Genomic DNA, 13,589 nt, shown 5'->3' with positions numbered 1-13,589 from the left:
GGAGACATCCTTTTTTTATAATACTTTACTTAAAAATGCTTTCGTTCGTTCATGCTGCGGGGCGTCAAACAATGCTTTCGGTTCGTTTTGTTCCACAATATAGCCGTTATCCATAAAGATAACCCGATCGCCGACTTCACGCGCGAAGCCCATCTCATGCGTTACTACAATCATCGTCATGCCGTCTCTCGCCAGCTGCTTCATGACTTCAAGTACTTCGCCGACCATTTCTGGATCAAGTGCGGACGTTGGTTCATCAAACAGCATGATTTTCGGCTCCATCGCAAGCGCGCGTGCAATCGCTACACGCTGCTTTTGCCCGCCTGATAATGACTCCGGATAAGCGGACGCTTTTTCGGCTAAACCAACTTTTGCGAGCAGCACGCTTGCTTTTTCTTCCGCTTCTGCTTTTTTCATGCCGCGTACGTTGATCGGCGCAAGCGTAATATTTTCTAAAATGGTTTTATGCGGAAATAAATTAAAATGCTGAAACACCATGCCGACATCGGTACGGACTTCATTAATATTCGTCTTTTTGTCTGTTAAATCTCTACCGTCGATCATAACATGACCGCCATTAATCGATTCAAGCATATTTATGCAACGAATTAAGGTTGATTTTCCTGATCCAGACGGACCGATCACAACAACCACTTCCTGTGGAGCAACATCAACCGAAATATCTTTGAGCACTTCATTATCGCCAAAGGATTTTTTTAAATTTTTAACGTTGATCATCGGTACTCAATCTCCTTTCAACATAATTCATCAAATAAGTCAATGACAGCGTCAGAATTAAATAAATGAACGCTACCGCAATGTACGGTTCCCAAACACGGATATATTCTCCTGCAGCAGCTTGTCCCCAATACATAAGCTCTGGCGCAGCTACTACTGAGCCAAGTGACGATTCTTTTAATAAAACAATAAATTCATTGCCAAGCGGCGGAATGACCCGTTTAACCGCTTGCGGCAAAATAACAAGCTTCATTGCCTGTACACGTGTCATGCCAAGCGATCTCGCTGCTTCCATCTGTCCTTTATCAATCGACTGTATACCTGCCCGGAAAATTTCCGCAATATATGCAGCAGAATTTAGCGAAAGGCCAATGACAAGCGATACGAGGGGATTGGATGGCGACATAAACATCGGCACAATTCCAAAGTGTATAATTAATAATTGCACGAGCAGAGGCGTACCTCTAAAAATGTTGATATAAATGTTAAACGGAAGACGAATCCATTTATTAGACGACATTTTACCAAGAGCTATTATAAGACCTAGAATAAGGCCCATCAAAACACCGGCAAGAGAAACGCCAACGGTAATACCCATCCCCCTTAAGAAGAAAGGCATATAATCAGTTACAATGTCAAAACGAAAATCCATTTTTTTCTCTCCTTTCTTTCATAAAAAACGGCTGCCCGGCAAAAAGTGGACAGCCATTTTCCCTTTATTGTGCTGCTTGTTTTAATGTTTCCATATCTGGCGCTTCTTCAAACCATTTTTCATAAATTTCAGCATATGTTCCATTTTCATATAGCGTATTTAATGCCTTATCAAATTCCGCTTTATATTCGCTGCCTTTCGGGAAGGCGATGCCGTAATATTCCGGCACAAACTGCTCATCCGTAATTGTTTCAACACCGGCATCCGGATTTGATTTTGCATATTCAACCGCTACAGCGATATCTGTTACAACGGCTTCAACATCTCCGCTTTGAAGTGCCTGGAACATTAAAGCCGCTGATTTGTATTTTGAAATCGAGCTGTCATTTTTCCCAATAATTGACTCAGCCGCAAACTGGCCGGTCGTCGCGTTTTGAACACCTACTTTTTTGCCTTTCAAATCTTCAGCCGATGCAATGCTTGCCCCTTCCTTATAAGCAATCATTGTGACGGATTCAAAATATGGTACTGAAAAGTCATATGTTTCTTTCCGCTCGTCTGTAATGGTAATACCGGACATGCCAATATCAAGCTGGCCGCTTTGAAGACCTGCTAGCATCGCATCCCATCCTGTGTTTTTAATGTCGACTTCATAGCCTGCTTCTTCAGCTGCAGCGTTGAGAAGATCAACGTCAAAACCTGATAATTCTCCTTTATCCATAAATTCAAACGGTGCAAAGGTTGCTTCCGTTCCGACATTCAATACTTTTTTGTCTTCTGATCCTGAACCGCCATTTTCTTCTTCACCGCCGCCGCATGCTGCTAAAAACAATGCACAACTCGCGGCCATTGCAACCGCTGCTTTTTTAAATAAATATGTCATGGTAATAACCCCTTATCTTTTTTGTATAGTAAAATAATAACTCGCTCCTGTATAAATATCAATCATTTTAAAGAAAAAGTTAATTTTTATGCATGGTTATTCACTAACATTGCCATTATTTGCTTAAATAATGCATGAAAGTGAATGCATTTTGCATAAAGAAGGAATTTTCAGATTAATCATGAATAAGTGTGTCATAGGGGGATGGAAAAATGAATAGATTTGAAAAAGGGGTAAATGTTTTTGCGGAATATATGGATGAAGGATGGGAAAAACCAGTCGATGGCCAGATGAGCGACCTACTTGACTGAGTGGCACCAGATTTTCGGCGATGGATTATTGAAGCCTACGGTGAAATTTACGGAAGGCCGCACCTTGATAAAAAAGAACAGGCTTTAATTGTCATTTTATCACTCGTTACGCAAGGTGCCCATACACAGCTTGCCACACATATTAAACACGGGATGAATGCAGGACTGACGAAAGAGCAAGTAGCAGAATACATCATTCAATCAATGTCTCCCCTACAACAGTTTTCCCCGTGTTCAGCAAGCTTTAACCATTTTAAAAGAGATTATTGAAGAATAACATAATCTTCTGTCCGTTTTAATATCTTATTGACAATGATTATCATTCCCTTTAGAATGAAATTAAGAACGACAATGGAAAGAGGGACAATTCATGAATGGAATGCTTCATGGGCTCAAAGATATTCACATGGTTATTGCCAACAGCCGTAAGCTGGGCGGTGCTGCGGAAGCTGAGTCTATTACACTTTCATCCGGTGAAACATATGCGAATCCGGTCTTTACGAATGTCGATTTGTCACAGGGAAAATATATTTCATTTAGCTTTGTTGCGGAAAACGATGAAAACGTTACAGCACACGTTGATCAAATTGGCATAATGAGAGGCCTTCGCCATAAATTGATCTGCCAATTGAACAATGGATCTGTCCGGGAAATGATGACAGAGGAAACCCTTCGCTACTTAAGGAAGCTATGTGAAGTAAATGAGGGATTTGTCACAAACTCATTTAAAAAAGAAGCACTGAAACTCGTGCGCGACGTCAGTGTGGACGAACTTGAAAAACGGCACGTTGATTTGCCATTTACGATAGAATCAAATGTTGTTTCAATGAATGCGAAAAAATTTGCTTAATGCACAAAAGGCCTTGTTAAAAGGCCTTTTTTTTATAAAAAAAGGAACTGTCCGAAAAAGTGACAGTTCCTTTTTGATTAAACGTTAATTATAGCCTGACAGGCAAGCCGGCGCGGTGATGAGCCAAGCTTTTTTTGCTCAGCTTCATTTCTAGCCGATAAATAAGATGCTCCTGAAACAATGTCGACTGCACACTGGCCGCATGTTCCTTTACGGCATTTGTACTGGATGCTGCACCCTTGTTTAAGTGCAGCATCCAGCAAGATGGTGCCAGATAATGCAGGAACGGAACAGGACGTGTTTCCCTGTCTCAGTTCAACGATGGCCTGTTTTGGCATCACTGTTTTTTTTGATTTTTCTTCCACTGAACGAACCGGCGGCTTTTCCGGGATAAACCGTGTTTCTTTGCCTGGAATAAGCGAGCCGACCGTCCATTTTTTATTCATCGTCTCTTGGATCGGCAAATGTGCAGATGGCAGATGGCCGCTTAATGCGGAGTACAGCCGTTTCAAACACACGGAATGGATGATTCATCCCTTCTTCGCCGAGATACGCTGTTTCAAAGTCTTCAGAAATCGCCAAGTCGAGATTGTTTCGTCCTGTATTCACGAGAATACCTGTTTTTCCTTTTAACACCGGTGACTGGAATACTCCGTCTGTTACGAGCTCGCGAACGTGCTCAATTTCTAGTACATTCGTATCGCGGTGAACCCGATGCAGCAGCGCGTATAATTCAGGTGACAGCACGAGCGCATATGGACCGTTATGATTCATTTCCATCAGCTTTCCACGTGCTTCGACAACATCTTGAAACGCCGTGCCGGATTCATACCAATTGCTGATTAAATGCGTCTGGCGCCCTTTTACATTCATCAGTCCCGGAATATCAAACTGCTTAGCACCGTGGAAAATCATTTCGTCTTCCAGAAGTGCTACGTCGCGAGCTGCATTTGCGGCTGCTGAGAAATCCATTGGAATATCAAGTGCTTTTGCCTGCTCAATGTCGCGCCAGTACAGAACAAAATCTTTGTACAGCATTGGAATGGTGTAATTTACACGCTTCGCCGATTCAATTTCCGTATCAAATGACCCTTGCAGATCCATGTGGGCGGCGCTTTTTTCAGCAAAAATATCGGTATGAATGCTTTGAACACCCCGTCCAAGCGGACCATATAATTCAATAAACCGACGTCCGGTTAATTGCTTTTTTGCTGCTTCAATAATAATTTGATCCAATTCATCAAAATCACCCGCTGACAGCGGCGCGTCCGGATATAAATGTACTTTGCTCATTGATGATTCCTCCTACTTTGAAATAAGTGATCCTACAGTAAACGACCGCTTTTGTCCGGCTGGCTTTGCCGGCTGTGCTGGTGTTGCTGCATGATGATCTAAATGGTCGCCATGCGCATCATGATGCGCATGCGGGTCCGAATAGCCCGTCTCGAACCGTTCGTTTATACCAGCAAGTTTCTCTTTTACAAACTGATAGCTTGTATGGCTCGCCCCGCGCATCTCAGACAATTTCGCCTGACGTTCGGCGTCTTTAAATTGAAACAGCGCAAGATCCAAATGTTCAACAAAATTATGCAGACCGAACTTTTCTAAATTCAACTCCTGCAGCAAGCGGTTGAATGTATTATTGGATGGCGAAAAATCGCCGCCTTTTCCAGCCTGAAATGTTTCGATTAACGGAATTAATTCCGCGAGCCGGGACAGCCGTTGTTCTTCTTCCTCATAAATATGGTGATAATACAGCCGCTCATGATCATCTTCCGCATTGTTGATGACAGGATCAAGTATGGACATAAAGCTTTCAATATCTTTTTTCGTGCCGGTAAAGATATTGTAAAATTCACTTAATTCTTCTTTCACGAGACGCACCTCCTAGTTTAACTTCTTTTATTATAATCGTTGCATCCCATCGGGGCAAAGAATACACGAAAACACGACACCAATTTTGGCGCCGTGTTTTCTCCCTATGCCTGCCCTTGCGGCTGTGCTTTAGCGGATTCTATATTTTTCATTTTATTGTCCCAGCAGGCTTGGCTTAAATCAACTGGATACTCTTCTGGATTGAGCGCCCGCTTATATTCATTCCACAGCAGTGACAAGTTGTCGCTTGTCCGCTCTCGGATTGATTCAATGTCCGGTAATTTATATAAGCGCACTCCATTAAGGAAAATCAATTCGTGCAGCTCACGTGCTTCAAAATCGGTCACGAACTTGCTGACAAACGTATGAACTGGATGAAACATCTTCAGCCGCTTCGCATGCTGCAGGTCTTCATGTTCCATCGCGATATAATCACCTTCTGCTTTTCCGTTCAGTCTATTAACAATACGGTAGACACGCTTCAGTCCTGGAGTTGTTACTTTTTCCGGATTGCCAGACAGCTTAATCGTATCTGTCATCTCACCATCGTCGTCTTCAATCGACACAAGTTTATACACCGCTCCGAGCGCCGCCTGATCATAAGCTGTAATGACTTTCGTCCCGATGCCCCATACGTCAATCTTTGCGTTTTGTGCTTTTAAGTTCATAATTGTATATTCATCTAAATCATTAGACGCAACAATATGTGCCTCTGGAAAGCCCGCTTCATCGAGCATTTTTCGCGCTTCCTTTGACAAATACGCCATATCCCCGCTGTCGAGCCGGATGCCGATAAAGTTAATTTGCTCCCCAAGCTCTTTCGCTACCCGAATAGCAGCCGGCATACCGGATTTGAGCGTATCATACGTATCTACTAAAAAAACACAGTCCCGGTGGCGCTCTGCATATTTATGAAAAGCTGTATACTCATCTTTATATGTTTGTACGAGTGCGTGCGCATGTGTTCCGGAAACTGGAATGCCAAACAGCTTGCCTGCCCGGACGTTGCTCGTCGCATTAAATCCGCCGATGTAGGCGGCACGTGTTCCCCAGACGGCTGCATCCATTTCGTGAGCGCGGCGTGAACCAAATTCCATTGCTGTTTCCCCGCCAAGCACCTGTTTAATGCGTGACGCTTTTGTCGCAATTAATGTTTGATAGTTCACAATGTTAAGCAGTGCCGTTTCAACAATTTGCGCTTCCGCAAGGGATGCTTCGATTCGCAAAATCGGCTCATTCGCAAACACAAGCTCGCCTTCCTGCATGCTTTTTAATGTGCCGGTAAATGTCAGATCTTTTAAATAAGCTAAAAAATCTTCTTTGTATCCAATGTCTCGCAAATAGTCGATATCGCTTTGCGAGAAACGAAAATTTTCCAGGTAATCAATAATTTTTTCAAGGCCGGCAAAAATACCGTACCCATTCCCAAATGGAAGTTTGCGAAAATATAATTCAAACACGGCTTTTTTTGTATGGATGCCATCATGCCAATACGTTTCGGCCATATTAATCTGATAAAGGTCGGTGTGCAAGGCAAGGCTGTCGTCTTCGTATCGTGACATTGTTTTTTACTCCCTTTGCTTTTCCATCGTGCTTCATTCCTATCATCCTACACCTTTTTGATCGTTCCGGCAACACACTCGTGACAAATTCCACCTTAACCAAATTAAAAAAGCGGCCATTACGGCCGCTTTTTTGCTTCAATATATAAAATGTGATGGTCTTCCATTTCAGTAATCGTAAACACCCAATCGTCTCTCTCAAGTATGTCATGAAGAGCGGTATCAATTTTCTCCGTTAAAAACCAGCCGCCTAAAGTGTCAACATCTTCATCATTCAAATCCGTTCCGAGGAGAACATTCACTTCGCCAATCAGTACCTTCGCGCTGAAAATGTAGTGGCCATCTTTTACTTTCCGAACTTCCGCAATTTCATCCGTATCGTATTCATCCCGGATTTCCCCTACAATTTCTTCCAAAATATCTTCGACGGTGACGAGACCGGACGTGCCCCCATACTCATCAATTAATACGGCCATATGCGTCCGCTCTTTTTGCATTTTAACAAGCAGGTTATGAATAAGCATGTTTTCAAATACCCGGATAACCGGTTTTACAAATTGACGCAGCGGTTCTACTTTCGACAACGGCTTTCCTTTTACCGCGACACTTAAGATTTCTTTAAAGTTGACCATGCCGATGACGTTATCTTTATCGCCGTCAATGACCGGATAGCGTGTATATTTTTCTTCTTTAATGACAGCTAATACGTCTTCGAGCGTATCGTCAATGGATAAGCTGACCATTTCTGTCCGCGGCACCATTATTTCTTTGGCCAGCCGCTCATCAAATTCAAAAATGTTATTTACATACTTTAGTTCGTTTTGATTAATTTCACCGCTTTTGTAGCTTTCTGAAAGCAGCAGCCGCCACTCTTCCTCCGTATGGACATCATCATTTTCAGAAGCCATCTTCAGTCCGAATAAGCCGGTAATAAACCGAGCGGATCCATTTAATATCCAGATAAACGGATACATAATCCGGTAAAACCAAATAAGAGGAACAGCCAAAGCAAGCGTAACCTCCTCCGCTTTTTGAATCGCCACCGTTTTGGGTGCCAGTTCTCCTACAACGACGTGAAGAAACGTCACGATGGAAAACGCGATCACAAACGACAGGATTGACGCAACAGAAGAGGCAAGTTCAAAATGCTCAAATAGTGGATGCAGCAGCTTTTCAACGGTCGGCTCCCCGATCCAGCCAAGCCCAAGTGCCGTAATCGTAATACCAAGCTGGCAGGCGGATAAATATGCATCTAAGTGTGTGGTAACGCGTTCGACCGCTAAAGCACCTGGTTTTCCTTCCGCCACAAGCTGATCGACACGCGATGATCTCATTTTAACAATGGCAAATTCCGCCGCTACAAAAAAAGCGGTTAAGGCGATTAATAGCGCAATGCCGAGTAAATTCACAATCTCCAATGACAAGCTCCGATGAGTCGGAGCATCCACCTCCTGTTTTCAAAAATCACAGTTATTTTTCTTATCATATCACGTTCGGCCTTTCTTTAACACAAAATCCGGCTTGGCTTTTGCCAAACCGGATGCGCGTTACATCTCACTGATGGTTACAAATTCATAGCCTTGTTTTTTCAGGGATGAAATCATTTCATCGAGGGCTTCAGCCGTCGTTTGATGAATGTCATGCATTAAAACAATCGAACCGTCTTTCGTTTCGTTTTTCACGATCGAACAGATAACTTTCGGGTCATGCGATTTCCAATCCATGGTGTCAATTGTCCAAAGCACTGGTTTCGCGCCAATAATCTCATTTACATTTTCATTGGTTGCCCCGTACGGTGGGCGGACAGCGAGCGGTGACACTCCAGCAGCAGCTTCTACTGCGGCAGAGGTACGGTCGATTTCGCTTTTCACATCAGCAGCTTCAAGCTTCGTAAAATCATGATGGCTCCAGGAATGATTGCCGACCTCATGCCCTTCCTGTACGATTTTGTTCACAAGCTCTGGATAATGTTCAACCCGGCTTCCAAGCATAAAAAAAGTCGCTTTCGCATGATGTTTTTTTAGTGTAGCCAAAATAGCTTCCGTGCTCGTCGGATTTGGGCCATCATCAAATGTAAGGGCGACTTTTTTCACTTCTTCATCACCTGCTGTTTTTTCTTCGGCTTCTTCAAAAGAAAAACGCTCCCGCCATTCCTTTTTTAAAAAAGGGGCAATCTTTTGAACGGGCAGGCTTCCTTCCCGCTTGTCGTGTTCATTTAAAAAAACAACATTATTTTTTTGAATAAATAAATTTGAACTTTTTAAATCGAGCGGCGTGTGCAGTGCACTTGAGGCTTTGTCCGGGTCAATAAACAAGTCAGATGGCCTGGCAAGTGTACCGTCTGCTGTATCGATAATAAATGTCTCAGCGGAAGAGCGGCTTTTTTCTTCAGTGACATACGTTTTTTCATCAAATAAAACGGAGTAAATTCCGCTGCCGGCTGGAATAAGCTCAAAAGTAAGTGACAAAGAAGCCGGTTGCTTTTTTAATTTTTTCTCATCTGCTTTTTTTATTTCTTTTAAAAAATCGGCTTCTTTTCTCTTTACATATTTTTCAAATGCATCATTTAATGAGGCGTTTTTAAAAACAGGATATTGAAAGGCAAGTTGATATTGTTTTTCTTTAGCTTCTTTTGTTTTAATGTAAATATTTTCATAGGGCAATTTTGTCACATTTGTTGCCCAGGCTGTTTTATTATGATGTGTTGCTGTTACAATCATGTTGACCAGCACCATGGCAAGCAGTAAAAACAGGCTCGCAAGCAAGGCGGCTATGGCAGTTTTCTTCTTCATACGTATCCCCTACAATAATACATTTTTTTGGATTTACCTTCCATTTATTATTGTAAACAAACAGATACTATAATACAATGCTTTTATGAAAAATTTGTTACTTTTTTGTCATGCTTTTCCTTAATTGTTGAAGAGCGTCTTTTTTTGTCAACGGAGCGGTCTCGGTCAGCTGTCCAATTTCATAAGCCCACGGGTACTCGATTATTGACCGAAGAGTATCTTTTTCAAAAAAATGTGTTGAACCCCCATAAAATAAAAGCTGTCCTTCATTCAAAATCAGCCATTCATCCGCCCATTCATACGCAAAGTCTATGTTATGTGTAGCACAGATCACGGTTTTGTTTTCCCTATGAAACTGGTCAATAAGAGCAGTCAGTCTGCTTGTATTAACCGGATCAAGCCCCGCCTCTGGTTCATCCATCACAATGATGTCTGGATTCATTGCGGCCACCCCTGCAATCGCCGCTCTTTTCTTTTCTCCGGCACTTAATGAATGAGGCGGCTTATGCCGAAGATGAGCAACGCCGCACGCGTTCATTGCCATATGTGCTTTTCTCTTTGCTTCTTCCGTTGTTTGCCCTTGCTGAAGCAGCCCATACATCACGTCTTCTTCAACGGTAGGAGCAAACAATTGCATATCTGGATTCTGCAGAACAAATCCAAACCTTGTACGCCAGTATTGAAGACACTTTTTCTTATATTGCAGTTCTTCATTATTTAGGGATATCGAGCCTTCTGCGGGTACCATCAATCCGGATAAAATTTGAAAAAGCGTGGACTTTCCTGATCCGCTTTCTCCAAGAACCGCAACATTTACGCCTGGCTTAATAGAAAAAGATATATTTTTTAATGCCACTGTTCCATCTGAATACAACGCAGATATATTTTGAAATTGGATCATTTTTTCTTTCTCCAAAACGAACTCCAGTCTGCCACCGCAAAGTAGTCAAGTCCGCCGCGCAGTTCAGCAGCCTGCTGCCTTGTTTCCATTTCCAGCATAGTTGATGTAAATGTGTGGACTGCTGTCTGCGCCGCCATTTGAATACCCGGACATCCCCCGCGGAGTAACTGCGCCTGCCAAATAACTGTTTTTCGCTCTGACAGCTGAAAAATAAAGCGATAAACAAGAACGGCAATGTCAATAAACAAGGGGGAAATGCGGCTTTTTTTCATCAGCCAGGCGGTCTGGCTGAACGGAGTCGTTAAAATAAATGCATACAAGGCACAAGCGCCACCGAAAGCAGCCGAAGCCGTTAAAACAGCCTCGTTTATTGATTTCTCACTGAAAGCAATCTTCAGCCATCCGTCAAATGAAAAAGCAATTGGCACAATCCCCATCGTAATAAACAGGAGCGGCGCAGTGAGCAATGTCAAATAAAATCGGATGGACGCTTGGGCCACTATCAAATAAAAAAGAGCGGCGCATGCAACAAATAATCCTGCAATAGGCGTCCGCCAGCATCCGACAATTAATAAGCAAATAAGGAGCAGCGCTGCTTTTTCCATCGGATGAACGAGTGAAAACCGTGTCTGGCGCGATACAGTGTCAATCTGATTCATGGCTTTTCCCGCTTTGAACGTGCCCGGATCGTTCCCATTACGTACCCGATAACCCCTGCTCCGATGGCAGCCTGAAGAGAAAAAAGCAGGCTCTCGGTTTCACCGCCGGGCGGTTCAAAGATTGGATTTGCCCACGGCGTGTAGTCCGCCTTAATCGCTGTGATTTTTTCTTCCGCCAATCTATCCGCACCGCCAAATTCACTGTCTTCCCACATAAACAGCGGAATCACGGCGATGGCGGCTGCAAACAAAATTAAGGCTATATTCTTCATGAAAAATTCACCCCTTTTAAGGAAGTACGATGTTTTTCAAGCCAGTTTACAGCCGCTGCTGTTAATAACCCTTCGCAAACAGCCAAGGAAATTTGAGTCACTGCAAAAATACCCGCAAATTCAAGGAATGATCCATATACACCGCCGGCTTCAGAAGGAAACGCGAGTGCCAATTGCAAGGATGTGACGGTGTATGTGATGATATTGGCGGAAAAAGCAGTGAAAAAGGCATTTGTGCCCGGCTTAACACCTGCCTTTTTTAGTCCTTTGTAAACAGTATATGCCGCAAATGGACCGGCCACAGCCATTGAGAATGCATTAGCTCCAAGCGTTGTGATCCCACCGTGCGCTAAGAGGAGCGCCTGAAACAACAAAACGACTGTTCCAAGCACCGTCATCGCAGCTGGGCCAAATAGCATCGTACCGAGCGCTGTTCCGACTGGATGGGAGCTGCTCCCTGTTACCGATGGGATTTTTAGTGCGGACAGTACAAAAGCAAATGCGCCTGCAAACCCGATCATTAATTTTGCTTCCGGTTTTTCATCAATCACCTTTTTCAGTGTTTTTAATCCCCAAACAATAAACGGAATGACCGCGATCCACCAAAAAACAGACCACCAAACCGGCAAAAATCCTTCCATTATATGCATCGCTGCCGGCTCTGTGTACGCGTTCAGCCAAAAAAAAGCAGCTAGAGCCAATACAACAGATACCTTTTTCATGTTATCACCTTCTTTTGTTGATAAATTCGTGCTGCCTTAACGAATGCAGCCGGCACATCTGGATTTGACGGGAAGTACAAGTGCGCATACCCTGCAATCGTGTTAAAAACCGTACAGCCGTCCGACTTGTTTCCAAAACGGCTGTTTGACTGAAAAGCAGGAGTCATTTCTTCCTTATGTTCGAAAACAGAGTAGTGAAATTCATGCCCTTTTACTATTGTTCCTTCCGGCAGCCATGAACGTCTCATAGACATTAATTCACGATAGCCGAGCGCTGCCCGTGTGGATTTCATCCTTGTTCTCCCCTCCACAACACCGCACATTGGATATACATGGCTGTCCACTGTCACAAGTTCATTTGTTAAATACATGAACCCACCGCATTCCGCAAGTGTTGGCATGCCGGATTCAATGGCATTTCGAACTGATTTTCTTGTTTCACACTGTGCTGCTAAAACGGGAGCGAATTCTTCAGGAAACCCACCGCCTATATAGAGTGCATCTGCAGCACTCGGTACCGGATCACCGGCAAGAGGTGAAAAAAAGTGAAGATCAGCACCTTGCGCCTGCAGCATTTCAAGATTTTCTTCATAATAAAAATGAAAAGCCGCATCTTTTGCGACTGCGATGGTAACGGGCGTTTCTTCTTTTTTATCGAAAATAGTTTGTTGAAGAGCCGGCAGTTCCTGTGCTGTAGAAAGTTTTATTACTTGCTCTAAATCAATGGTTTTCTCTGCCGCTTCTGCCAATGCGTCAAAAAAGCTGTTTAAATCACCGCGTTCAACCGCCGGTACGAGACCGAGATGACGCTCCGGCACGTTGACCCCCGGTATTTTTAATAAATGTCCAACAACCGGAATGCCGCATTCCTGCATGACAGCCTGTTCAATGAGCCGAAAATGTCCTTCGCTGCCCGTTTTATTCGCAATAACCGCCACTATTTGTCCCGGTGCCATTGCCTGAAATCCTTTCACAACAGCCGCCGCGCTTCGAGCTGTTCCAGATGTATCAATGACGAGCAGTACCGGCGTATCTAAAAGACAGCTAATATGCGCAGTACTGCCATCATTTTTAAGCGGATCTTTTCCATCAAACATGCCCATAACCCCTTCAATAATGGAAATATCCGCTTCTTTTGATGCACGTGAAAAAATACTCTTCACCGTTTCCTTATCACCCATCCAACTGTCTAGATTGCGTGACTGCCGTTTGCAAATTGCTGTATGGTACGTCGGATCAATATAGTCGGGACCACATTTAAACGGCTGAACAGAAAGACCGCGCCGGATTAAGGCGCCGAGCAAGGCGAGCGTTACAGTCGTTTTACCTGCGCCACTTCCGGTGCCTGCTATGACCAATCGTTGAGACATTT

Annotated in this window: 16 protein-coding genes; 2 read left to right on the top strand and 14 right to left on the bottom strand. The window is 43.6% G+C overall.

What is annotated here, in order from left to right:
* Positions 1 to 15: 15 nt before the first annotated feature.
* The 3 genes from NLX67_RS05305 to NLX67_RS05295 all read right to left on the bottom strand — a co-directional run bounded on the left by NLX67_RS05305 (position 16) and on the right by NLX67_RS05295 (position 2,273).
* Positions 16 to 738, bottom strand: coding sequence for an amino acid ABC transporter ATP-binding protein (locus tag NLX67_RS05305; RefSeq protein ID WP_254310657.1), 723 nt, complete (start codon positions 736 to 738; stop codon positions 16 to 18).
* Positions 725 to 1,390 carry an amino acid ABC transporter permease gene (locus tag NLX67_RS05300; RefSeq protein WP_254310656.1) on the bottom strand — a complete coding sequence of 222 codons (666 nt, stop codon included), beginning with the start codon at positions 1,388 to 1,390 and terminating at the stop codon, positions 725 to 727. The genes NLX67_RS05305 and NLX67_RS05300 overlap by 14 nt, the downstream gene beginning before the upstream one ends.
* A 64-nt stretch (positions 1,391 to 1,454) precedes the next feature.
* A complete protein-coding gene (locus NLX67_RS05295) occupies positions 1,455 to 2,273 on the bottom strand; it encodes a basic amino acid ABC transporter substrate-binding protein (RefSeq protein ID WP_046179753.1) in 819 nt (272 codons plus the stop codon).
* A gap of 311 nt (positions 2,274 to 2,584) precedes the next feature.
* Here NLX67_RS05295 and NLX67_RS05290 point away from each other — a divergent pair, with 311 nt between their 5' ends.
* The gene (locus tag NLX67_RS05290; protein WP_254310655.1) at positions 2,585 to 2,854 is read left to right on the top strand and encodes a carboxymuconolactone decarboxylase family protein; all 270 of its coding nucleotides are present in this window, start codon (positions 2,585 to 2,587) and stop codon (positions 2,852 to 2,854) included.
* Between the two features lie 100 nt (positions 2,855 to 2,954).
* The gene (locus NLX67_RS05285; protein ID WP_046179754.1) at positions 2,955 to 3,434 is read left to right on the top strand and encodes a hypothetical protein; all 480 of its coding nucleotides are present in this window, start codon (positions 2,955 to 2,957) and stop codon (positions 3,432 to 3,434) included.
* Positions 3,435 to 3,511: 77 nt separating this feature from the next.
* On the opposite strand, the gene NLX67_RS05280 is transcribed toward NLX67_RS05285, so the two are convergent.
* The 11 genes from NLX67_RS05280 to NLX67_RS05230 all read right to left on the bottom strand — a co-directional run bounded on the left by NLX67_RS05280 (position 3,512) and on the right by NLX67_RS05230 (position 13,587).
* Positions 3,512 to 3,880, bottom strand: a complete 369-nt coding sequence (locus tag NLX67_RS05280; protein ID WP_052728417.1) for a 2Fe-2S iron-sulfur cluster-binding protein — start codon at positions 3,878 to 3,880, stop codon at positions 3,512 to 3,514.
* Positions 3,873 to 4,727 carry a family 1 encapsulin nanocompartment shell protein gene (locus NLX67_RS05275; RefSeq protein ID WP_046179755.1) on the bottom strand — a complete coding sequence of 285 codons (855 nt, stop codon included), beginning with the start codon at positions 4,725 to 4,727 and terminating at the stop codon, positions 3,873 to 3,875. Before NLX67_RS05275 ends, NLX67_RS05280 begins: the two co-directional genes overlap by 8 nt.
* 12 nt (positions 4,728 to 4,739) lie before the next feature.
* Positions 4,740 to 5,309, bottom strand: a complete 570-nt coding sequence (locus tag NLX67_RS05270) for an IMEF encapsulin system ferritin-like cargo protein (protein WP_046179756.1) — start codon at positions 5,307 to 5,309, stop codon at positions 4,740 to 4,742.
* Positions 5,310 to 5,413: 104 nt separating this feature from the next.
* Positions 5,414 to 6,871: a nicotinate phosphoribosyltransferase gene (locus NLX67_RS05265; protein WP_046179757.1), complete on the bottom strand. Its 1,458-nt coding sequence runs from the start codon at positions 6,869 to 6,871 to the stop codon at positions 5,414 to 5,416.
* 119 nt (positions 6,872 to 6,990) lie between these two features.
* On the bottom strand, positions 6,991 to 8,289 hold the full coding sequence (locus tag NLX67_RS05260) for a hemolysin family protein (RefSeq protein ID WP_046179758.1): 1,299 nt from the start codon (positions 8,287 to 8,289) through the stop codon (positions 6,991 to 6,993).
* Between the two features lie 129 nt (positions 8,290 to 8,418).
* A complete protein-coding gene (locus tag NLX67_RS05255; protein ID WP_254310654.1) occupies positions 8,419 to 9,663 on the bottom strand; it encodes a polysaccharide deacetylase family protein in 1,245 nt (414 codons plus the stop codon).
* Between the two features lie 97 nt (positions 9,664 to 9,760).
* A complete protein-coding gene (locus NLX67_RS05250; RefSeq protein WP_254310653.1) occupies positions 9,761 to 10,564 on the bottom strand; it encodes an energy-coupling factor ABC transporter ATP-binding protein in 804 nt (267 codons plus the stop codon).
* Positions 10,561 to 11,223: an energy-coupling factor transporter transmembrane component T family protein gene (locus NLX67_RS05245; protein WP_254310652.1), complete on the bottom strand. Its 663-nt coding sequence runs from the start codon at positions 11,221 to 11,223 to the stop codon at positions 10,561 to 10,563. The genes NLX67_RS05250 and NLX67_RS05245 overlap by 4 nt, the downstream gene beginning before the upstream one ends.
* The gene (locus NLX67_RS05240) at positions 11,220 to 11,495 is read right to left on the bottom strand and encodes an energy-coupling factor ABC transporter substrate-binding protein (RefSeq protein WP_046179760.1); all 276 of its coding nucleotides are present in this window, start codon (positions 11,493 to 11,495) and stop codon (positions 11,220 to 11,222) included. Before NLX67_RS05240 ends, NLX67_RS05245 begins: the two co-directional genes overlap by 4 nt.
* Complete coding sequence (locus tag NLX67_RS05235; RefSeq protein WP_254310651.1) at positions 11,492 to 12,217, bottom strand: energy-coupling factor ABC transporter permease; 726 nt, start codon at positions 12,215 to 12,217, stop codon at positions 11,492 to 11,494. Before NLX67_RS05235 ends, NLX67_RS05240 begins: the two co-directional genes overlap by 4 nt.
* Complete coding sequence (locus NLX67_RS05230) at positions 12,214 to 13,587, bottom strand: cobyrinic acid a,c-diamide synthase CobB (protein ID WP_254310650.1); 1,374 nt, start codon at positions 13,585 to 13,587, stop codon at positions 12,214 to 12,216. Before NLX67_RS05230 ends, NLX67_RS05235 begins: the two co-directional genes overlap by 4 nt.
* Between the last annotated feature and the right edge of the window lie 2 nt (positions 13,588 to 13,589).

It is taken from the genome of Domibacillus sp. A3M-37 (assembly GCF_024213455.1).
Lineage (GTDB): Bacteria > Bacillota > Bacilli > Bacillales > Domibacillaceae > Domibacillus > Domibacillus tundrae.
The sequence above is the reverse complement of the archived record's forward strand: the minus strand, read 5'-3'. Positions and strand labels throughout refer to the sequence as shown.